21 protein-coding genes are annotated in these 19,075 nt (G+C 67.6%); 7 read left to right on the forward strand and 14 right to left on the reverse strand.

The window, feature by feature from the left end:
• Positions 1-606: 606 nt before the first annotated feature.
• The gene (gene nhaR / locus AC1DYS_RS06210) at positions 607-1,497 is read right to left on the reverse strand and encodes a transcriptional activator NhaR (RefSeq protein WP_477897076.1); all 891 of its coding nucleotides are present in this window, start codon (positions 1,495-1,497) and stop codon (positions 607-609) included.
• A gap of 92 nt (positions 1,498-1,589) precedes the next feature.
• On the opposite strand from nhaR, the gene AC1DYS_RS06215 reads away from it, so the two are divergent.
• Together AC1DYS_RS06215 and AC1DYS_RS06220 are read left to right on the forward strand one after the other, a co-directional pair.
• A complete protein-coding gene (locus AC1DYS_RS06215; protein WP_477897078.1) occupies positions 1,590-2,351 on the forward strand; it encodes a TerC family protein in 762 nt (253 codons plus the stop codon).
• Positions 2,352-2,402: 51 nt separating this feature from the next.
• Positions 2,403-3,095, forward strand: coding sequence for a Bax inhibitor-1/YccA family protein (locus tag AC1DYS_RS06220; RefSeq protein ID WP_477897080.1), 693 nt, complete (start codon positions 2,403-2,405; stop codon positions 3,093-3,095).
• Between the two features lie 22 nt (positions 3,096-3,117).
• Here the strand turns inward: AC1DYS_RS06220 and AC1DYS_RS06225 are convergent, their stop codons facing one another.
• The 3 genes from AC1DYS_RS06225 to AC1DYS_RS06235 form a co-directional block, all read right to left on the reverse strand.
• Positions 3,118-3,786 carry a L,D-transpeptidase gene (locus AC1DYS_RS06225; RefSeq protein ID WP_477897082.1) on the reverse strand — a complete coding sequence of 223 codons (669 nt, stop codon included), beginning with the start codon at positions 3,784-3,786 and terminating at the stop codon, positions 3,118-3,120.
• A gap of 196 nt (positions 3,787-3,982) precedes the next feature.
• A complete protein-coding gene (locus AC1DYS_RS06230; protein ID WP_477897084.1) occupies positions 3,983-4,375 on the reverse strand; it encodes a COG4315 family predicted lipoprotein in 393 nt (130 codons plus the stop codon).
• A 102-nt stretch (positions 4,376-4,477) separates the two neighbouring features.
• Positions 4,478-5,398, reverse strand: coding sequence for a LysR family transcriptional regulator (locus AC1DYS_RS06235; RefSeq protein ID WP_477897086.1), 921 nt, complete (start codon positions 5,396-5,398; stop codon positions 4,478-4,480).
• Positions 5,399-5,493: 95 nt separating this feature from the next.
• On the opposite strand from AC1DYS_RS06235, the gene AC1DYS_RS06240 reads away from it, so the two are divergent.
• Entirely contained in the window at positions 5,494-6,501 is a 1,008-nt protein-coding gene (locus AC1DYS_RS06240) for an NAD(P)H-binding protein (protein WP_477897297.1), read from the forward strand.
• 7 nt (positions 6,502-6,508) lie between these two features.
• Here the strand turns inward: AC1DYS_RS06240 and AC1DYS_RS06245 are convergent, their stop codons facing one another.
• Both AC1DYS_RS06245 and AC1DYS_RS06250 read right to left on the reverse strand, forming a co-directional pair.
• Positions 6,509-7,528 carry a zinc-dependent alcohol dehydrogenase family protein gene (locus AC1DYS_RS06245; RefSeq protein ID WP_477897088.1) on the reverse strand — a complete coding sequence of 340 codons (1,020 nt, stop codon included), beginning with the start codon at positions 7,526-7,528 and terminating at the stop codon, positions 6,509-6,511.
• Entirely contained in the window at positions 7,525-7,902 is a 378-nt protein-coding gene (locus tag AC1DYS_RS06250) for a nuclear transport factor 2 family protein (RefSeq protein WP_477897090.1), read from the reverse strand. Before AC1DYS_RS06250 ends, AC1DYS_RS06245 begins: the two co-directional genes overlap by 4 nt.
• Before the next feature lie 87 nt (positions 7,903-7,989).
• On the opposite strand from AC1DYS_RS06250, the gene AC1DYS_RS06255 reads away from it, so the two are divergent.
• Complete coding sequence (locus AC1DYS_RS06255; protein WP_477897092.1) at positions 7,990-8,943, forward strand: LysR family transcriptional regulator; 954 nt, start codon at positions 7,990-7,992, stop codon at positions 8,941-8,943.
• Between the two features lie 52 nt (positions 8,944-8,995).
• Positions 8,996-10,006 carry an alpha/beta hydrolase gene (locus AC1DYS_RS06260; protein WP_477897094.1) on the forward strand — a complete coding sequence of 337 codons (1,011 nt, stop codon included), beginning with the start codon at positions 8,996-8,998 and terminating at the stop codon, positions 10,004-10,006.
• 41 nt (positions 10,007-10,047) lie between these two features.
• Here the strand turns inward: AC1DYS_RS06260 and AC1DYS_RS06265 are convergent, their stop codons facing one another.
• Positions 10,048-10,797, reverse strand: coding sequence for an SDR family oxidoreductase (locus AC1DYS_RS06265; RefSeq protein ID WP_477897096.1), 750 nt, complete (start codon positions 10,795-10,797; stop codon positions 10,048-10,050).
• A 104-nt stretch (positions 10,798-10,901) separates the two neighbouring features.
• Between AC1DYS_RS06265 and AC1DYS_RS06270 the strand changes: the two genes are divergently transcribed.
• Positions 10,902-11,819 (forward strand): LysR family transcriptional regulator, encoded by a 918-nt coding sequence (locus AC1DYS_RS06270; protein WP_477897098.1) that lies wholly within the window; start codon positions 10,902-10,904, stop codon positions 11,817-11,819.
• A 6-nt stretch (positions 11,820-11,825) separates the two neighbouring features.
• On the opposite strand, the gene AC1DYS_RS06275 is transcribed toward AC1DYS_RS06270, so the two are convergent.
• The 4 genes from AC1DYS_RS06275 to AC1DYS_RS06290 form a co-directional block, all read right to left on the reverse strand.
• Positions 11,826-12,197, reverse strand: a complete 372-nt coding sequence (locus tag AC1DYS_RS06275) for a VOC family protein (protein ID WP_477897100.1) — start codon at positions 12,195-12,197, stop codon at positions 11,826-11,828.
• Between the two features lie 367 nt (positions 12,198-12,564).
• Entirely contained in the window at positions 12,565-13,170 is a 606-nt protein-coding gene (locus AC1DYS_RS06280; RefSeq protein ID WP_477897102.1) for a methyltransferase domain-containing protein, read from the reverse strand.
• A complete protein-coding gene (locus AC1DYS_RS06285) occupies positions 13,128-14,477 on the reverse strand; it encodes an RNA polymerase sigma factor (RefSeq protein WP_477897104.1) in 1,350 nt (449 codons plus the stop codon). Before AC1DYS_RS06285 ends, AC1DYS_RS06280 begins: the two co-directional genes overlap by 43 nt.
• The gene (locus AC1DYS_RS06290) at positions 14,462-14,812 is read right to left on the reverse strand and encodes a YciI family protein (RefSeq protein WP_477897106.1); all 351 of its coding nucleotides are present in this window, start codon (positions 14,810-14,812) and stop codon (positions 14,462-14,464) included. The genes AC1DYS_RS06285 and AC1DYS_RS06290 overlap by 16 nt, the downstream gene beginning before the upstream one ends.
• A 198-nt stretch (positions 14,813-15,010) precedes the next feature.
• Here AC1DYS_RS06290 and AC1DYS_RS06295 point away from each other — a divergent pair, with 198 nt between their 5' ends.
• Entirely contained in the window at positions 15,011-16,039 is a 1,029-nt protein-coding gene (locus tag AC1DYS_RS06295) for an alpha/beta hydrolase family protein (protein WP_477897108.1), read from the forward strand.
• 93 nt (positions 16,040-16,132) lie between these two features.
• Here the strand turns inward: AC1DYS_RS06295 and AC1DYS_RS06300 are convergent, their stop codons facing one another.
• The 3 genes from AC1DYS_RS06300 to AC1DYS_RS06310 are packed head-to-tail and all read right to left on the reverse strand — an operon-like array spanning position 16,133 to position 18,999.
• Positions 16,133-17,530 (reverse strand): sensor histidine kinase, encoded by a 1,398-nt coding sequence (locus tag AC1DYS_RS06300; protein WP_477897110.1) that lies wholly within the window; start codon positions 17,528-17,530, stop codon positions 16,133-16,135.
• Complete coding sequence (locus tag AC1DYS_RS06305) at positions 17,499-18,185, reverse strand: response regulator transcription factor (protein ID WP_477897112.1); 687 nt, start codon at positions 18,183-18,185, stop codon at positions 17,499-17,501. The genes AC1DYS_RS06300 and AC1DYS_RS06305 overlap by 32 nt, the downstream gene beginning before the upstream one ends.
• Before the next feature lie 37 nt (positions 18,186-18,222).
• Positions 18,223-18,999, reverse strand: coding sequence for a MipA/OmpV family protein (locus AC1DYS_RS06310; protein WP_477897114.1), 777 nt, complete (start codon positions 18,997-18,999; stop codon positions 18,223-18,225).
• Between the last annotated feature and the right edge of the window lie 76 nt (positions 19,000-19,075).

Here is a 19,075-nt window from a genome sequence, read left to right on the forward strand (position 1 = left end):
CCGTCAGGCTAAGGAGGTGGGGCGTGGGGCGCTGTTCGGATGCGATGGGAGGCTGTGGGATGTCGCGAAATGGGGGGCTGGCGGCGCGAGTGGGGAGCTGTGGCGCTATGTCGCTCTCGATGAGCAGCTGGGCGAAGTCTTTGGTCGTGCACCCTTCAGCCGCTTAGGCTGAGGTATTGCTGCGCCGCTTTGTCGTAGTCCTGTTCACTGCGTGAGGCCGAGTCGGGATGTCGTCCCGACAGCCGACTCACTTTCTTTCGCTTCCCCGAAAGAAAGTAAGCAAAGAAAGGGGGACCCGACGGTGGCGGTCGGCCTGTGGCCGACTGCTCTGCGGTGCTCGGGTTTTGGGGCCTCGCGCCGAACTCGCTTCGCGGCCTTTGGCCGCTGCGCTCAAACAGCCGCGCGAAGTCAGAGGACGAAGCGTGCTGCGCACGCGGCCCCAAAGCCCTGCGCTCCTCGACGCCACCCACGGGGCCCAAGAGCAATGCGGTCGTTGCTTCGCAACTTCCCCATCACGCCTCGCTTCGCCTCGGCGCCAGGGCGCGCAGCGAGACCCGGCGCACCCGCTGGGTAGGCAGAAGAAGCATCAACGCGAAACGGAAAAACCTAAGAAAGAAACCGCCCCCGCGCAGCCTCGGTCACTGCCACTACACACGGGTGCGTCAATCGCCGTTCCACCGAGATCGCAAAAAACTCTTCGACCAACTCGGTCGTGCGTCCCAGCACTGTCACCCCATGCTGCGTGCAGGTTTCGTCTTCCAGGACGGTGGGTGACATGAACACGCCCTGGCCTTCGCCGCCGAAGGCCTTCATCAAGGCCGCGTCGTCGAACTCGCCGATCAGCCGCGGCCGCAGCCCCTGTTCGGCGAGCCACAGCTCCAGCCGCTGGCGCATGGCGGAGGTGACGCCTTGCATCAGCATCGGCGCGCCGTCGAGGCACTTCGGGAAGCGGCCCTGGAGCGAGGCCGACAACGCCGGCGTCGCGAAGAAACTCATGGCCGTGGTGCCGAGCGCGTGGTTGAACGCTTTGACGCTGAGCTTCTTGCCCATGGGTTCGTCGGCGATGACGAGGTCGAGGCGGTGAACCGAGATTTGGGCCAGCAGGTCTTGCATCTTGCCTTCGTGGCAGATCAGCCGCACGCCGGTCACGCCGAGCGCAGGTTCGATCAGCCGATAGGCAATGGCTTTCGGTACCTGGTCAGCGATGCCCACGCGAAAGTCCAGCGAGGTCGGGCCCTGCTTGGCCTCGCCAATGGCGCGTTCGAGCTCGGCGCTCAGCGCGAAGATCTGGTCGGCGTAACCGAGCGCCGTGCGGCCTTGCTCCGTCAGCTCGAGGCGCCGGCCGCTCTTGCGGAACAAAGCGCAGCCCAGCCGGTCTTCCAGCAACTTGATCTGCGCGGAGAGGGTTTGCGGCGTGGTGTGCAACTGCTCGCCCGCCCGCATCACCCCGCCGGCTTTGGCCGTGGCCCAGAAGTAGTAAAGATGCTTGAAATTCATGGGCTGCCCCGGCGTCAGTTCGGTTTTCTCGAAGTCACGCTTCCAAAATGGCGACTTTACGCGAAGTGTTGCTGAACCTAAATTTCACACCCATGGAATTCCTACTCGACCCCAACCTCTGGATCGCTTTCGCGATGCTCACCGCCCTCGAAATCGTTCTCGGGGTCGACAACATCATCTTCATCTCCATCCTGGTGGGCCGCCTGCCCGCGCATCAGCGCGACCTGGGCCGCCGCCTCGGTCTGGGCTTCGCCATGGCCACGCGCCTGTTGTTGTTGTTCTCGCTGAGCTGGGTGATGAGCCTCAACAACGACCTGTTCCACGTGGCCGGCCAAGGCATCAGCGGGCGCGACCTGGTCTTGCTGCTGGGCGGCTTGTTCCTGCTCTACAAGGCCTCACATGAGATCTTCGTGGAAGTGGAAGCGCGCGAACTGGACGGCACCCCGGGCGCCGCAGTTGAGACCGTGACGACCAAGGAAGCCAGCGCCAAGCTGCTGTGGGGCATCGTGGGCCAGATCGCGGTGATCGACATCGTGTTCTCGCTTGATTCGGTGATCACGGCCGTCGGCATGGTCGACCAGCTCGGCGTGATGGTCGCTGCGGTGGTTGCCTCGGTGTGCGTGATGCTGTTCGCGGCCAAGCCGATCGGTGACTTTGTCGACGCTCACCCGTCGGTCAAGGTGCTGGCCCTGTCTTTCCTGGTGATGGTGGGCATGGCGCTCACTGCGGAAGCCTTCGAGGTGCACATTCCCAAGGGTTACCTCTATGCCGCGATGGGCTTCTCATTGGGCGTTGAAGTGCTCAATATCAGAGCGCGTCGCAAGCGCCAGTTGTTGGCTCTTTCATCGTCTTGATTTCTTCCTGATAGACCGCTGTTTTCTCCGTTGTTCCTGAAAGGACTTCACATGACCTACGACGTACGAACTCTTGAGACGGCCTATGGCGCCGGCTCGGTTCAACAGCGCAACACCGTGTTGCGCAACACTTACTGGCTGCTGGCGCTGTCGATGGTGCCCACGGTGCTGGGCGCCTGGATCGGCGTGGCCACGGGCATCACGCGTGCCATGTCGCCGGGCATCGGCCTGGTCGTCTTCCTCGCGGGTGCGTTCGGCTTCATGTTCGCGATCGAGAAGACCAAGAACTCCGCAGCCGGCGTGCCGGTGCTGCTGGGCTTCACCTTCTTCATGGGGCTGATGCTGTCGCGCTTGGTCGGCAGCGTGCTGGGTCTGTCGAATGGCGCGGGCTTGGTGATGACGGCCTTTGCCGGTACCGGGGCAATCTTCCTCGGCATGGCCTCGCTCTCGTCGGTCATCAAGCGTGACCTGTCGGCCATGGGCAAGTGGCTCTTCATCGGCGCAATCATGCTGCTGGTGGCGGGTATCGCCAACGTCTTCCTGCAGTCGAGCGCGTTGATGATCACGCTGTCGGTGGTTGCGATCGGCATCTTCTCGGCCTTCATCCTGCACGACCTGAAGCGCGTGCAAGACGGGCTGGAGACGAACTACATCACCGCCACGCTGAGCGTTTACCTGAGCATCTACAACGTGTTCCAGTCGCTGCTCGCCCTGCTGGGCATCTTCGGCGGCCGGGACGAGTAAGGATCGTCGGCCGCCTGACCGGTCAGCGCTGCTGCGCGACCGGCTGGGCCGTGCCGAACATCGCCTGCACGGGCTGTAGCTCGGGCAGCACGTAGACCACGCCGCGGTGCTGGCCCAAGGTGGGCAGCACCACGCTGTCGTAGAACTCGGGCATCACCACCACACAGCCGAGCGACGCGCGGTTATCTGCCGGCGTGCCAGACGCCAGGCGTTCCAGGCGCTGCCCCTGCGACGCGCCGGGCCGCACACGATGGATGGCGAGCGCCGCGTTGTAGTCGAACCAGACGATGGCTTCGCCGCTGAGGTTGCGTCCGGGTTGTGACGCAAAACGGCCTGCCGGCGTGGTGCGGTCGGCCAGCGGGATGCGAGACAGATCGCCGTCACCCACACCCGGCACCGAATGGTCGCCAGGCGCCTGGCCCAGCAGTGCATTGGCCGCACCGACCAGTTGGCCTTCGGCATCGAAGACGTAAATGCGCGCAGCCTTCTTGTCGACCACGGCGAACGGCCGGTTCTGGTTGTCGTTGGATTGAAGCGCCCACTCGGCGACGTAGCGGGCGTCGGCGGTCAGGGCCGCAGCGGGTTCGGAGAGGCGTACTGCGGGGGGTACCGCTGCAATGTCGAGCGACGCAGCCGTCGCGGCCCTCGGTGACACCAGACTGCTCGCCACCACCAGCCCGAGAAGGGCCAACCCGCCAAACTGCATATCGATCTCGCTGTTCGCCGCGCGCGCAACTGCGAGCCGCTTCTTCAGCCCGGAATGCTACGGAGAAGTGATCGATACAGTCTTTGATAAATCGTTAACAAACGCACGAAGTCGCGGGTGAAAGGGCGGCATAAGCCATGCCGCCCGCCGGCCCTGCGGGGCTGGGCTGGTTCAGCCGTTCTCAGGGCTTGGCGGCGTGCCAGACGTTGTTGAAGCCGTCGCCGGTCTTGTCGCCCGCCTTCGCGTCCTTGGCCCAGAAGTACAGGGGCTTGCCCTTGTAGGCGACCTGCTTGCCGCCGTCGTCGCGGGTGATCACGGTGTAGTCGCGTGAGTCCTTGGCGTCGGCGGCGGCCATCAGAGGCGGCCAGTTGGTGGCGCAAGGACCATTGCAAACGCTTTTGCCGGTACCGGCGGTGTCCTTGTCGAAGGTGTAGAGCGTCATGCCGTTCTTGCCGGTCAGCACGCCGTCGGTGGTTGTCGTCGGTGCGCTGGACATCATCGGCATGGACGAGCAACCGGCTGCGACCAGCAGGCTGGCGAGGGCGAGAGAAGTGAGGCTGGAACGAAAGATCATGGTGCGGGCTCCGTGGGCTGGGGTTGATGGGCGCCACCGGCAGGCGCCGGCAGTGTCTCCAGCCCCGTATACGCAGCTGCCTTGCGGTTTCATCCCACGGGCTTACGACTCGGTTGCGGCCGGCCGGCTTTTGCCGATGTACTCGCTCAGGCCCTTGGCCAGTGCCTGGAAGGTCAGCTTGCAGCGCGGGCTGTCTCGCAAGTCTTCGTGCATCGCGAGCCAGGTGTCGAGCTGCAGCGAAAACCGCTTGGGCAGCAGGCGCACCAGGCGATCGTCGCGGCGGGCCAGGCCCACCTGGCACATGCCGACCCCGTAGCCGGCGCGGATGGCGCCGAGCTGGGTGACGTCGCTGTCGCACCGAAAGTGAAACATCTCTCGGCGCACACCCATCAACTTGCCCGCCGCGCGAAGATAAGGCGTTTCGGTGTCGAAGCCGATCAGTGTGTGGCCGGCCAGCTCGGCCTCGGTGCGCGGCGTGCCGCAACGCGCCAGGTATTCGCGGTGTGCGTACATGCCGATCTCGATGGCGCCGATGCGTTTGGCCACCAGCGCGCCCTGCTTGGGCTCGGCCATGCGAACCGCGATGTCGGCCTCGCGGCGCAGCAAGTCCTGCAGCTCGTTGGTCGTGACCAGCTCGACAGTCAACTCGGGTTGGGCCTGTCGCAGCTTCGCGAGGATGGGTGGCAACACCTCGGCGCCGACGATCTCGCTCGCGGTGATGCGCACCGTGCCGCGAGCGCCTTGCCCTTCGGCCTGGCCGCTGGCAACGCGCTGCAGCGCGGCCGCGGTGCTGGCCATGGTTTCGGCCAGCGGGCGCAAGGCAAGCGCCGCCTCGGTCGGCAAGAAGCCTACCTGCGAGCGAGTGAACAACACCAGCCCGAGCGCCTTCTCCAGGGCATCGACGTGCCGGCCGACGGTGGGTTGTGCGATGCCGATCTCGCGCGCGGCTCCGGAGAGCGAGCCCTGCGTCAGCACGCCGAGAAATGTGCGGTAGAGCTCCCAGCTCGGGTTGTCTTGTGTCATGCATAAATGTATGGCAATACCAATATGTTGAGCAATTCCATTTGAACGCGCTTCGCCCGAAACTGGCATCACCAACACAGGAGATCGCGATGAACATGAATGCAAACAGCAAGACGGCCTTGGTTCTTGGCGCCACCGGCGGCATCGGCGGCGAGGTGGCCACGCAGCTGCGCCAGGCGGGCTGGCAGGTGCGGGCCCTGGTGAGAAACGTGCAGCGCGTTTCCGGCCGCGGCGATGGCTTGCAATGGATCGAAGGCGACGCGATGAACGCGGCCGACGTGGCCCGCGCCGCACAGGGCGTCTCGGTCATCGTGCATGCCGTCAACCCGCCGGGCTACCAACGCTGGGCCGAGCTCGTGCTGCCGATGTTGGACAACACCATTGCCGCCGCCCGCGAGAACGGCGCTCGCATCGTGCTGCCAGGCACGGTCTACAACTTCGGGCCCGATGCCCTTCCATTGCTGAGCGAGCAATCGTCCCAGAGCCCCGTCACGCGCAAGGGCGCCATCCGTGTCGAGATGGAGCGCCGCCTGCGCGCCGCGGCCGATGAAGGTGTGCGCAGCCTCGTCGTGCGCGCCGGTGACTTCTTCGGCCCGAAGGCCGGCAACAGCTGGTTTGCGCAAGGGGTGGTCAAACCTGGCAAACCGGTGCGCAGTGTCACCCAACCCGGACGCGCGGGCGTGGGGCATCAGTGGGCTTACCTGCCCGACGTCGCGCGCACCATGGTCCTGCTGTTGCAACGTGAAGAGAAGCTGCAGGCGTTCGAGCGCGTGCACATGGTCGGCCATTGGGATGAAGACGGTTCGCAGATGACCGAGTCGGTGCGCCGAGTGGTCACCGCCGACGGCGGCAAAGCGCCCACGGTGAGTCGCTTCCCTTGGTGGCTGGTCGTCCTCGCGTCGCCGTCCGTCCCGGTGTTCCGCGAGATGAAGGAGATGCGCTACCTGTGGCAGCAGCCGGTGCAGATGGGCAACGCGCGCCTGCTCGCTTTGCTGGGCCACGAGCCGCACACGCCATGGGACGAGGCAGTCCGCATCACGCTTGAAGGCCTGGGCTGCCTGGATATTGCAGACCCGGCTGCGGCCCGCCTGCAAGCGAGTTGAGCCGCGTTCACGAAGCGACGCGGATCACTACCTTGCCGAAGCTCTGCTGCCGCGCGTAGTACGCAAAGGCCTGCGGCGTGTCGCCGAACTCGAACACGCGGTCGATGACCGGGCGGATGCGGCTCTGCGACACCGCCCGCGCCATCTGCGCCAAGTGCGCGCGGTGACCGGCTGCGATGACGCGCAGCGTGGCGCACGAGGCGAACAGCGCGTTCGCATCCAACAGGCTCTCGCCGCCGGCCGCGGTGCCGACGAAGGCCACCTCGCCACTGAACCCCACCGCCTTCAGCGACTGCGCCAGTGTGCTGCCGCCACCAATCTCCACCACGTGCCGCACGCCGGTGCCCTGCGTCAGGCGGCGCACCTCCGCGCCCCACTCGGGCGTGCGCTGGTAGTTCACCACCTCGTCGGCGCCCAGCTGGCGCAGGCGCTCGGCCTTGTCGTCGCTCGAGGTGGTGGCGATCACGCGGGCACCGCTCGCCTTGGCCAGCTGCAACGCGAACAGCGAGACACCGCCCGAGCCCAGCGTCAACACCGCGTCGCCCGCCTGCAGCGGCACGCCACCGCCGGTCAGCGCGTTCCACGCGGTGACGCCGGCGCAGGGCAGGGTGGCGGCTTCGTCGTACGACAGATGGGGCGGGATGGGCACCAGCGCCGCCTCGGGCAGCACCGCGTACTCGGTCAGCATGCCGTCGAGCGAGCCGCCCAACTGCGCGGCCTGCGCGATGCCGAACGGCCCATCCATCCACTGCGGGAAGATCGACGCGATCACGCGGTCGCCCAGCAGCGTGCGGTTCACGCCTTCGCCCAGCGCCACCACCTCGCACGCGCCATCGGCCGCGGCGATCACGTCGGGCTTCACCGGCAGCGGGTAGCGGCCGCGCAGCAGGATGCTCAGCTCGCGGAAGTTAAGTGACACCGCATGCACGCGCACCAGCACCTCGCCTGGCCCGGGCGTGGGCACGTCGTGGTTCTTCAACACCAGGCCATCGAGGCCGGAGCCCAGACTCATGTGATAGCTCTTCATGGCTTGGCTTTCACGTAGCCGCGGGCTTCGACGACCTGCCCGCCGCGCACGCGCATCACGTTCAGCCCGCGCGACGCGTTGCCGAAGTTCGGGCCGCTGAAGTACGTCCAGAAGATCAGGCCCAGCTCGCCTATCGACTGCACGTCTTCCAGTTCGAAGCGGCCGTCGCGGTTGGCGGCAATGGCCTGCCATGCCGCGAGGCAGGCCGGGCCGCCGACGATGTGGGTGCCATCGGCTGTGGGCTGCGAGCGCTCGACCACGCAGTCGGGCGCGATCAGCCCGGCCAGTGCCGCGGGGTTGTGGTCCAGAAAGGCCTGGTTGAAGCGTTGCAGCACATCGGCGGTGCTGCTAGGGGTGAGGTGGTCGGTGGTCATGGTGATGCCATGGGCGTGTTGCAGTGAGAGGCAGTGTGTGAAAACGAGGCTGATGCGTCCAACGCATTCGAGTCATACACTCGATGCATGAACAGCATTACCATGCCGCCCAACGCCCGGCTCGACAGCCGCGACCTGCGCCTCGTGCTGGCCTTGGCCACAGCGCGAACCACCGCCGCCGCGGCTGCCAGCCTGCACCTCACGCAACCGGCAGTCAGCCGTGCGCTGCTCGCCGCCGAAGACAAGCTCGGCGTGCGCCTCTTCGAGCGAACGCAGCGCGGGCTCGAACCCACGGCCGCCGGCAGCACGCTGCTGGAGAGTGCCGCCCGCCTGTTGACCGACCTGCACGAGCTCGAATCGCGCGTGTGCGCACCCGACACGCCGGCTCAGCGCCTGCGCCTCGTCTGCGAGTGCTACACCGCCTACCACTGGATGCCGAGCGCGATCGAAGGCCTGAAGGCCAGCCTGCCCGGGGTCGACCTGCAGATCGCCATCGAGAGCACGCGCGACCCGATCGCCGCGCTGCTGGCCGGCGACATCGACGTGGCGCTCATCAGCGAAGCCCCCACGCCGCGCAGCCGCCGCCTGGTGGAGAAGCCGCTGTTCGCCGACGAGGTGGTGTTCGTGATGGCCGCCTCGCACCGGCTCGCCGCGAAAGCCTCGCTTGCGCGCGCCGACCTGCGCGGCGAGACGCTGCTCACCTCGCGCGTGCCCACGCGCGACATGGCCTGGTTCCACAAGCCGATGACGGCCGCACGCGAGCCGGCCTTGAACTACCAGGTACTGCCGCTCACCGAAGCCGTGGTCGACTTCGCACGTGCAGGCATGGGCATCGGCGTGCTGTCGGAGTGGGTGGCCGAGCCGCACCTGAAGCGCGGTGACCTGGTGGCGCGGCGACTGGCTTCGGGCCCATTGCGCCGGCCGTGGCGGCTGATCTGGCGCAAGGAGGTCGAAGCCTCGGCATTGCGCCTCTGGCGCGTGCTGGAGAAAGCTGCGCCGCGCGTCACCAGCCTCCCACTGGTGCGGCAGAGGGCGGCATAGACTGCGGGTTGGCTCTCCTGGTCTTGGGATCACGCCTTTGGACACGCGTCTCATGAAAAACAGCTTCGCCGTCGCAGCCCTGCTCCTTGCATCACCGGCCTTTGCTGCGCCGCTCATCGGCGTGGACGACTACGCCCACCCGAACACGCTCGTCGACGTCGGCAACGGCCGCAAGATGAACCTCTTCTGCAGAGGCAACGGCTCGCCGACCGTGGTCTTCGATTCGGGCAGCGGGCTGGCCGGGTGGGACTGGCTGCGCGTGCAGCCGGTGATTGCCTCGAAGACACGGGCCTGCGTCTACGACCGCGCCGGCCTCGGCTTCAGCGATGTGAGCACGCGGCCGGGCACCAGCGCCAACGCGATGGACGACCTGCACCGCCTGCTGTCGAGCGCCGGGATCAAGCCGCCTTACGTGCTCGTCGGCCACTCGTATGGCGGCATGACGGTGCAGCTCTATGCCTACACGTACCCGAAAGAAGTGGCCGGCCTTGTGCTCGTCGACGCCGGGCATGAAGACGAAACCTCGCGGCTCAATCGCGTCACTGACGGCCTCTATGGCAAGCTGATGGGCGAGTACGCCAAGATCAGCCAAGCCTGCACCGCGGCCGCACAGCGCGGCGGGCTGGTGCCGGGCAGCGAGTTGCACGGGCAGTGCGTGGGCGAGCCACCGCCCATGCTCACGGGCAGCCTCGCCAAGGCGTACCTGAGCAAGCGCGCCAGCGTCGGGTACTGGGAGGCCAACCAGTCGGAAGAAGACCACGAGACGATCAGCGCCGACCAGCTGCGTGCAGTGCGCAAGAGCTTCGGCAACCTGCCGCTGGCCTATCTCACCCGAGGCAAGAGCCCGTTCCAGCCGCCGGGCAAGCCGCAGAGCGAGCTGAACAAGGCGGCGGAGCGCGAGGTGAACGCCATGCACGACGAGATCGCCAAGCTGTCGACGCGGGGCAGCAACCGGCTGGTGCCGGGCGCCGGCCACTCCATCCATGTCGACAAGCCGCGGGCCGTCATCGACGCCACGCTCGACGTGATCAAGCAGGCCCGCAGCGCACCGCAGGCCCCTTGAACGCCGCCGGCTTCAAAGCTGGCACCTTGACACCGCCAGCTTCACAGCTGGCTCATGCCCCCGTCGGCAATGATCTCGGTGCCGACGATGAAGGCCGACTCCGGCGCCGCGAGGTGCAGCACGGTCGAGGCGATCTCTTGCGGCGTGCCGAAGCGGCCCAGCGGTACCTGGCTTTCGATGTGTGCGGCGGTGGCTTCGAGCGTCTTCGCGTCCATTCCGAGCTTGCCGTACAGCGGCGTGGTCACCGGGCCGGGGCTGACCACGTTCACGCGCACGCCGCGTGGCAGCAGTTCGGCTGACAGCGTCTTCGCCAGCGAAATCAGCGCTGCTTTGCTCGCTGCGTAGACCGACGAGTTGGGCATGCCCAGGTGGGCATTGATCGAGCCGTTGATCACGATCGACGCGCCCGGCTTCAGCAGCGGCAGCAGGGCCTGGATCTGGAAGTACGCGCCCTTCACGTTGGTGTCGAAGGTCTGGTCCCAGAGACTTTCGCTCACGTCGGCGAACGGTGCGAACTTGGCCACGCCGGCGTTGATGAACACCGCGTCGAGCTGGATGTCGGCGCGGGCGAGCTCGGCGGCCAGGGCCTTGGCGCCGGCGAGGTCGGCCGCGTCGTTCTGCAGCGCGACCGTCTTGCCGCCGATCTGCTCGCGAGCGGCGTTCAGTGCGGCGGCGTCGCGGCCGGTGATGACGACGAGTGCGCCTTCCGCGGCGAACGCTTGCGCGGTGGCGAGGCCGATGCCGCTGCTGCCGCCGGTGACGAGAACTGACTTGTTGGAGAAGCGGGTCATGATGATTTCCTTCGATGCCGGTGGATTACCGTGAACGAATGGTGGCGCGGGCTGCTGCGCTTTACGTACCATCGTGCCGATGAACACGTTCGAAGGAGTTGCACATGTTGTCGCACGATGAACTGGCCTTGCTTGAGGCCATCCGCGAGAGCGGCAGCCTGTCGCGCGCGGCAGCTCGCCTGGGCAAGGCACCTTCGACCGTTTCACACGCGGCGCGGCAGCTCGAAGGGCGCTTCGATGCGCTGCTGTTCGATCGCCGCCGTTACCGGCTGCAGCTCACGCCGGCCGGAGCGTTGCTCGCGCAAGAGGCTGCGCGATTGATGCACGACGTGTCGCGCCTCACGCAGCGCGTGAAGCAGGTGGCCGGTGGCTGGGAAGACCGGCTCTGGATCGTGACCGACGAAGTGCTGGAGTTCGAGACGCTGCTGCCGGTGATTCAGAGCTTTGACAAGCTCGGCTCCGGCGTGTCGTTGCGTGTCACGCACGAGGTCTTGGGCGGCACCTGGGATGCCTTGCGCGATGGCCGCGCCGACCTCATCGTCGGCGCCACCAACGAGCCGCCGGTGATCCCTGCGCTGCGCTGGGTCGAGCTGGGCGTGATGGAGTGGGTGTTCGCCGTGTCGCCGCGCCACCCCTTGGCCAAGGCGAAGGAGCCTTTGACGCGAGACGACGTCAAAGCCCACCGCTCGGTCGTCGTGGCCGACACCTCGCGCCGGGTCGACGTGCGCAGCTACGGCGTGCTCGGCGGCCAGCCGGTGCTGGCCGTGCCGAGCATGCGCGCCAAGATGCTTGCCCAGCGCGACGGCCTTGGCGTCGGCTGGTTGCCGCGCCACCGCGCGAGCGGGCTGCTGGCACGCGGCGAGCTGGTTGAAAAGCACATGGCCGATCCGCGCGAGCCCAACACGCTCTACGTGGCCTGGCGAGGCGACCACGAGGGCCGCGCGCTCGCCTGGTGGCTCGAACAACTCAAGCAGCCGCGCCTCGCCAAGCGGCTGGTGCAGGGTCTCGACCTTCGCGCCTGAGTGGCCTCAGAGGCTCTGCACGATCGCGAGGATGTTGCCTTCGGTGTCCTTGAACCACGCTGCTTTCGCGCCACCGCCCGTGACGATGCCGTCCTTCTGGCCGGGCATGTCGTAGACCTCGAACACGACGCCGCGCTCTTTCAGCTCAGCCATCTCGCGCTCGACGTCTTGCACCTGCCAGAAGGCCTGGCTCGCCTTCGAGGTGCAGGCGTTCGGCGTCGGGTACAGGAAGCAGGCGGTGCCGTTGGCGAACTGGTAGCTCACGCCGCCGCCCGCTTCGGGGCCCGGCTTGAAGCCGAGCTTGTCTTCGTAGAAGCGGCGGGCGCGGGTCACGTCTTGCGCCGGCAGGTAGGCATACATCGGACAGGCTTGCAGCATCGTTCTCTCCAGCAGTGAAGCCGTGAACGACTACCTTAGGCGACCGACGCGCAAAAGTCATCGGCCGACGGCGGCGTGCGAAGAAGGACGCTTCCTACAGTCAGCGGCTGCAGGGCGAAGCCATAACGAAGACAACGAAGCCATAAGAAAAGCCCGCGACCATTTCTGGTGGCGGGCTCGGTCTTCCGGACATTGCGGCGAGTCACTCAGTTGTGTACGCGGCAAGACGGTTTCCCTCGGCGCTGGGGTACGGGTTCCCGGTTGTCCGCCCAGTAGTGCGGTCGGTTTGCGCCTTGGATGAACGAGATTCTATGCGGGCCGCCTGTATCCGAACGTTCGAAAAGCCCCGTGAAGACAGGGCTTCTCTTCAGATCGCCGTGAGCACCACGCTGAGGTGATCGCCGCTGGCGCCCCGCGGATATGGTGGCTTCGGCCAGCTCCACCGCTCCGACGTGAAGAGCGCGCGCATGGCGTTGATGTCGCAGTGGTAAGGCGGCCCTTGAACCCAACCCTCGGCCGACTCGGGCCGCGGCACCTGCTCGAACTGGGCGAACAGCCGCCCGCCCGGTCGCAGCCACGCGTGCAGCTGTTGGGCATAGCGAACCCAGTGGTCCGGATGCAGGGCGCAGAGACAGGTGCGCTCCATCACCGCGCCGACGCGTGAAGGCGGTGACCAGCTCAGCACGTCGGCCTGCTCGACGCGTGCCTGCAAGTCCGCGCTCGCGAGCCTCTCGCGCGACAGTGCCACCGCAGCCGGCGCGTAGTCGATGCCGATCACCTCGATGCCGCGCATTGCCAGTACGGCAAGGTCGCGGCCCGAGCCGCAGCCGGGCACCAGCACCGGCGCATCGCTCGCCGAGAGCGTGCCGTCGGCCAGCCAGGCCAGCAGCTCGGGGTCGTCTTCGCCGTCGTCCCAGGGAGTGCGCTGGGTCAGGTAGCGGTCTTGCCAGAAGTCGACGTCGGGTCCGGCCATGGGCGCTCCTGTGATGAGGGTGGTTCATCGTAGCGAACCATGGGGCCAGGCGGGTCGGCGGTGACGAGCGCCAGCCGCTGCTGCTGCAAGAACTCGCGCACCGCCGCGTCGGTTTCCAGGCCCATCGCGCGTTCGTACGCTTGGTCGGCGGCGTGGCGATCGCCCATGCGCGCCAGCAGGCCGGCGCGCGCGGCCCAATACGGCTGGTACTGCGCCAGCCGAGGGTCACCAGCCAACGCGTCGAGCAGCGCCAGCGCCGCCGCCGGCCCGCGCGTCTCGGCCACGGCGATGGCGCGGTTGATCCCGGCCACCGGTGAGCCGGTCATCACCACCAGCGCGTCGTAGAGCTGCTCGATGGCCTGCCAATCGGCGCGCCCGCTGCGCCGCCGCACGCCGTGCGCCGACTGGATCGCCGCCTCCAGCTGGTAGCGCCCCACGGCGCGTGACCTAGCCGCGCACGACAGCAGCGCCTCGGCCTGGTCAATCATCGCCGCATCCCACAGCGCGGGGTCTTGCTCGGCCAGCGGCACGTAGCGGCCTTGCGCATCGCGCCGCGCGTTGCGGCGCGCGTGGGCATGCAGCATCAGCGAGAGCAGGCCCAGCGCCTCGGGTTCCTGCGGCAACAGCGCGGCCACCAGGCTGCCGAGCCAGATGGCTTCTTCGGCCAGGTTGCGCCGCCGCAGGTCGGTGCCGGCCGCGTCGACCCAGCCTTCGGCATAGGTGGCGTAGATGGCTTCGAGCACCGCATCGAGCCGCTCGCGCCATTCGTGCTGCACCGGCACCCGAAACGGAATGCCCGCATCGCGGATCTTGGCCTTGGCCCGCGAGAGCCGCTGGCCCATGGTCGAGGGCGCCACCAGAAACGCCGATGCGATCGTGGCTGCGTCAAAGCCGAGGATCACCTGCAGCATCAGCGGCGCGCGCACCTCCGACGCGATGCCAGGGTGCGTGCAGGCAAACATCAGCGCCAGCCGGTCGTCGGGGATGGCTTCGGGGTCGTCGTCATCGCCCGCGGCCAACTCGGCCAGCAGCACCAGGTGCTCGGCCGTGCCGTCGCGGGTGTGGCGCTGGCGTGCGGCGTCGATCATCTTGCGGCGCGCAGCGGTCAGCAGCCAGGCCTCGGGGTTGCGCGGCACGCCGCTCTCGGGCCAGGCAGCGAGCGCGGCGGCAAAGGCTTCGGACAGCGCGTCTTCCGCCCCGGCCACGTCGCGCGTGCGCGCGGCGAGAAAGGCAATCAGCTTGCCGTAGCTGCGCCGCGCGACCGCCTCGGCGGCCTGGCGGGTGGGCGCGTCTACGACATCGTCCACAGCGGGCGCACCTCCACGTGGCCTCGGCTGGCAGCAGGACAGCGGGCCGCCCACGACAGGGCGGCGTCGAGGTCGGGCACGTCGATCAGGTAGTAGCCGCCGAGCTGCTCGCGGGTTTCGGCATACGGCCCGTTGAGCACCTCGCTGCGGCCATTCACCATGCGCACCGTGGTGGCCGTGGAGATGGGTTTCAGGCGGTCGCCGGCACGCCAGACCTTGGCTTCGTGCAAGGCCTGTGTGTAGGCGACGTAGGCGGGACTGATGGTGACTGCCTCGCCGGGCTTGGGCGCGGGCGTGGCGGCTTCGTCGGTGTAGATCAGGAGCATGTATTGCATGGTGGGTTCTCCGTGTGGCATTGAAGCGAAGCGGATGCCTCGCCTGACAATGACGGATCGCTCAGGCGCATTTCGACAGAGGGCCTCGAAAGAGTGTTTGTCGGGGGCGGCTCAATCGTAGGCCGGCCGCTCCGGTAAGTGAGCAGAAAGTGTTTCGAGGCCAACATGCTGGCGAAGACCACTCCTTCGGCAGGCCCCATGCAGCCAACCCAGCTCTCCACCTCACCCCGCCCTCTCGACCTGCAGCGCAGGCGCTTCGGCAGCGCGCTGCTGCTGGCCGGTACGCTCCCGCTGCTGCCGCGCTTCGCCCGGGCTCAGGAGCTCACGCCGGCCTACCGGGAGATCGATTTCGACTGGGTCGACAGCCGCCGCGACCGCGCCGTGCCAGCCCGCCTGTATTGGCCGAATGGCGCAGGCGCCTCGGTGCCGCTGGTGGTGTTCTCGCACGGCATCGGCGGCTCGCGCCGCGGCTACAGCTACCTCGGCAAGCACTGGGCGAGCCATGGGTATGCGAGCCTGCATGTGCAGCACGTCGGCAGCGATTCGGCGGTCTGGGGCGGCAACCCGCTGGCCATGGTGAGCCGGCTGCAGGCCGCGGCGCAAGAGAGCGAGGCCATCGCACGCGTCAAGGACCTCACGTTCGCGCTCGACCAGGTGCTCGAACTCACCCCTGCGGTCTTCAGCGCCGCCATCGACCGCCGCCGCATCGTCGTGGCTGGCCATTCGTACGGCGCCAACTCGACGCTGCTGGCCATCGGCGCGCGCGTCGAGCGCGGCGACCACTGGCTTGCCTTCCGCGACCAGCGATTCGCCGCGGCCGTGGTGATCTCGGCACCGCCCTTCTACGGCGAGCGCAACCTTACGGCCGTGCTCGGCCAGGTGGCCGTGCCCACACTGCACGTCACGGCCACAGAAGATGTGATCCAGATCCCCGGCTACCGCTCGGGGGCTGCCGACCGCATCGCCGTGTTCGACGCGGTGGCCGACCCGCGCAAGACGCTCGTCGTCTACGAAGGCGGCTCGCACAGCATGTTCACCGACCGCGCCGGCACCGGCGGCATCTCGCTCAACCCGCTGGTGAAGACGGCCACCAAGGAATTGGCGCTGGCCTTCTTCGGCCGCACCTTCGATGGCGATGCGCAGGCGATGGTGCGCTGGGGTGAGAGCTGGAAGGCCATCCTAGCCAAGCCTTCTGCGCTGGCTGCGTTGGCCGCTCGGCAGACTTGAGGTAGCGCCCCCTTTTTTCCGTTCGCCCTGAGGTATCGAAGGGCAGCGCAGTGCACGGCGTACCCTTCGATACCTCAGGGCGAACGGAGTTTGTCACTCGGCAACAGCCGGCCTGAAGCGCAGCGTGAACTCCGCCCCCGGTGAGGCACTGCCCGCACTGAGCTGCCAGCCATGCGTCACCGCGATCTCACGGCAGATCGCGAGGCCGAGGCCCGCACCCTCGTCGCGCCGCTGCTCGCCGCGCCAGAAGCGCTCGAAGAGCTTCGGCATCTCATGGTCGGCAATGCCCGCGCCTTCGTCCCGCACACGCAGGCACGCCGCGTCGACCGACATCGTCACCGTGCCGCCTGCAGGTGAATGCTGGATGGCGTTCTCGACCAGGTTCTTCACCAGCACGAAGAGCGCCGACCGGTCGGCATTCACCGGCGCCGCATCCGCGTCGGCCACCAGGTTCAGCGACACCTGCCGGCGATCGGCCAGGCGCGCGAGGTAACCCGTCACGTCGCTCGCCACCGACGCAAGGGAAATCGGCTCGAGCACATAGTTCTGCGATTCGCTCACCTCCGCCAGGTGCAGCAGCTGGTGCACCTGGCGCGCCATCAGGTCGACGTCGTGCAGCAGGTTGAGACGGTCGGCGCAGGTATCCGCCGGCCCGCTCATCTCGATCTGGCCGCGGATCAGGGCCAGCGGCGTCTTCAGTTCGTGCGCAGCGCCCGCCAGGAACTCTTGCTGCACGCGGTAGCCTTTTTCCAGCCGCTCCAGCGCCAGGTTGAATGCATCGATCAGCGGTTGCAACTCGGTCGGCATGCGCTCCGTAGAGAGGCGCGCGCCCAGGTTGTGGGGCTGGATGCGCGCCGCGGCCAGCGAGGCCTCGCGCAGCGGCACCAGTGTGCGGCGCATCACGATGGCCAGCACCATGCCGAGCAGCACCACGGATGCGAGCGAGGTCCACACCGCAGCCTTTACCAGCGGCTTGAGGATCACGATGCGGGCGAGGTCGCTGCCACGCTCGCTGAGCGCCACCTGCACGTGGTAGCGCTCAGGCGATGCCGACGACGGCGACGGTGCCGGCACGGTCGCCACATCGAACTGCTGGTCGCCCATCTGCAGGGCGAACACGTCGCGCTCCGCGTCGAAGGGTTGGTCTGGCGGTGCCAGCGCCTTGTCCATCGGCTCGGACGCCAGCACCACGTGCCCTTGGCTGTCGACGACGCAGTACTTGATGTCCTTGCCCAGAGACTGGTAGAACCAGCCGATGCCATGCTGCCGCTCCACCGCGGACGGGCGGCCCTGCGCGTCGTACCGCAGGTCGCGCGCGACGCTGCTGGCCTGTCTGATGAGGATGGAGCGGTCGACCACCTCCTGGTACCAGGTCAGCAGGATGGCCGCTGCTGCGCCCACCACGCCCACGGTGAAGAGCAGCGCCTTCAGGTACCCGGCCAGCAGCCGGGCCGCCAGGCTATGGCGCCAGCGTGGCTTCTCGCAGCGCATAGCCGTGGCTCCGAACGTTGACGATTTGCAATGTGGACCCGATGGCCTGCAGCTTCTTGCGCAGGCGGTGCAGCGCCACGTCGAGTGCGTTGGGGGTGACGGCCTCAGCCAGCCCCCAAGCGGCAGTCTCGAGCGCGCTGCGGCGCAGCGTCTGCCCCCCGGCGCGCACCAGGCCCAGCAAGATCTGCAGCTCCGCCGGCGCGAGCGTGATCGAGTCGTTGCCGCACACCATGCAGCCGGCCTCGGGCTGCACCTGCACGTCGCCGAAAGAGGGCGACAGGCTTTGCAGCGCGGCCGGCCGGCGCAGCAGCGCACGCACGCGCGCCACCAGCTCTTCCATCGAGAAGGGTTTGACGAGGTAATCGTCGGCACCCGACTCCAGGCCTTCCACGCGGTCGTGCAGGGCGTCTCGCGCGGTGAGCATCAGGCAGGGCGTGAGCCGCCCCGCTTCACGCAGGCGCCGCACGAGCGCGAGGCCGTCGCCATCGGGCAGGCCGCGGTCGACCACCAGCACCGCATAGGGCGTGTCTTGCAGCGCGTGCCACGCGGCGTCGATGCGCGCGAAGACGTCGGCCTCGATGCCGGCACGCGCGAGCGCCTTGCGCACCAGGGCGGCCAGGCGCTCGTGGTCTTCCACCACGGCAATGCGGTTCATGAGGGCGGCGGGTTCCGGTGGCGATCGGCGTCAGCGATCAGAAGCGGTAAACATACCCCAGGCGCACCGATGTCTGTGTGGTCCGGTCGACCAGCGGGCTGTCTTTCACGGCCTTGCCGAAGCCGGTGGCACTGACGTCGAAGAAGACGCTGTGGTTCGGCGTGATGCGGTAATCGGTGCGCAAGCCCAGCTCGTAGTCGGTGGTCGAGCGGCCTTCGTACAGCGGCCGGTCGGCACGCACCTCGTGGGCTTCTACGCCGTAGTAGTAGTCCACGTACTTGGCATCGCGCCAGATCGTGGCCAGCCTCGGCGTGAAGCGGAAGTCGCCCATCGGGAACGGGTAGTCCACGCCCAGCTTCACCTGCGTGCCCTTGCTGTGGCCCGAGGCATCGCCCAGCAGCTCGGCGGTGAAGTTGCCGAAGTCCGTGCGCAAGCCGGCAATCGGGCCGGCCCACAGGCCGCCCTTGCGCTCGTCCATGCCGTTGAGGATGGGCGCGTCACCGCTCTCGTAGCCAGACAGCGAGTAGCGGGCGGCGAGCCCGAGCGAGAACGGGCCGTCGTTGTAGAGCTTGAGTTCGGCGCCCAACCCGGCCACGCGCACCCAGCGGTTCTCGAAGATGAGCAGCGGCAGCACGCGGGTCTCGCTGTCCATGCCGCGGTAGGGCTGGTTCTGCGTGCCCACGCCGACCCCGAGGGCCCATTGCGAGGTGGCGTTGGATTCCTGCGCCAGCGCCGGGGAGCTGGCGATGGCAAGAGCAAACAGCGGGGCGGCGATGCCAGCCAGCATCGTCAAGCGGTGGGCAAGGTGGGTCACGAAAACTCCAGCAGCGTTGGACAAGGGCGCATGCTGCCGGCTACCTCATTACCCAACACTTACCGGGGCGCTGGCA

The organism is Rhizobacter sp. P2_G4 (genome assembly GCF_056403575.1).

Bases quoted from the DNA above. Each gene is read 5' to 3' on its own strand.
- AC1DYS_RS06235 (WP_477897086.1), bottom strand. From the start codon at position 5,398: ATGACACAAGACAACCCGAGCTGGGAGCTCTACCGCACATTTCTCGGC.
- AC1DYS_RS06280 (WP_477897102.1), bottom strand. From the start codon at position 13,170: ATGGCCGGACCCGACGTCGACTTCTGGCAAGACCGCTACCTGACCCAG.
- AC1DYS_RS06270 (WP_477897098.1), top strand. From the start codon at position 10,902: ATGTTGTCGCACGATGAACTGGCCTTGCTTGAGGCCATCCGCGAGAGC.
- AC1DYS_RS06245 (WP_477897088.1), bottom strand. From the start codon at position 7,528: ATGAAGAGCTATCACATGAGTCTGGGCTCCGGCCTCGATGGCCTGGTG.
- AC1DYS_RS06305 (WP_477897112.1), bottom strand. From the start codon at position 18,185: ATGAACCGCATTGCCGTGGTGGAAGACCACGAGCGCCTGGCCGCCCTG.
- AC1DYS_RS06255 (WP_477897092.1), top strand. From the start codon at position 7,990: ATGAACAGCATTACCATGCCGCCCAACGCCCGGCTCGACAGCCGCGAC.
- AC1DYS_RS06295 (WP_477897108.1), top strand. From the start codon at position 15,011: ATGCAGCCAACCCAGCTCTCCACCTCACCCCGCCCTCTCGACCTGCAG.
- AC1DYS_RS06215 (WP_477897078.1), top strand. From the start codon at position 1,590: ATGGAATTCCTACTCGACCCCAACCTCTGGATCGCTTTCGCGATGCTC.
- AC1DYS_RS06220 (WP_477897080.1), top strand. From the start codon at position 2,403: ATGACCTACGACGTACGAACTCTTGAGACGGCCTATGGCGCCGGCTCG.
- nhaR (WP_477897076.1), bottom strand. From the start codon at position 1,497: ATGAATTTCAAGCATCTTTACTACTTCTGGGCCACGGCCAAAGCCGGC.
- AC1DYS_RS06300 (WP_477897110.1), bottom strand. From the start codon at position 17,530: ATGCGCTGCGAGAAGCCACGCTGGCGCCATAGCCTGGCGGCCCGGCTG.
- AC1DYS_RS06260 (WP_477897094.1), top strand. From the start codon at position 8,996: ATGAAAAACAGCTTCGCCGTCGCAGCCCTGCTCCTTGCATCACCGGCC.
- AC1DYS_RS06240 (WP_477897297.1), top strand. From the start codon at position 5,494: ATGAATGCAAACAGCAAGACGGCCTTGGTTCTTGGCGCCACCGGCGGC.
- AC1DYS_RS06265 (WP_477897096.1), bottom strand. From the start codon at position 10,797: ATGACCCGCTTCTCCAACAAGTCAGTTCTCGTCACCGGCGGCAGCAGC.
- AC1DYS_RS06230 (WP_477897084.1), bottom strand. From the start codon at position 4,375: ATGATCTTTCGTTCCAGCCTCACTTCTCTCGCCCTCGCCAGCCTGCTG.
- AC1DYS_RS06290 (WP_477897106.1), bottom strand. From the start codon at position 14,812: ATGCAATACATGCTCCTGATCTACACCGACGAAGCCGCCACGCCCGCG.
- AC1DYS_RS06275 (WP_477897100.1), bottom strand. From the start codon at position 12,197: ATGCTGCAAGCCTGTCCGATGTATGCCTACCTGCCGGCGCAAGACGTG.
- AC1DYS_RS06250 (WP_477897090.1), bottom strand. From the start codon at position 7,902: ATGACCACCGACCACCTCACCCCTAGCAGCACCGCCGATGTGCTGCAA.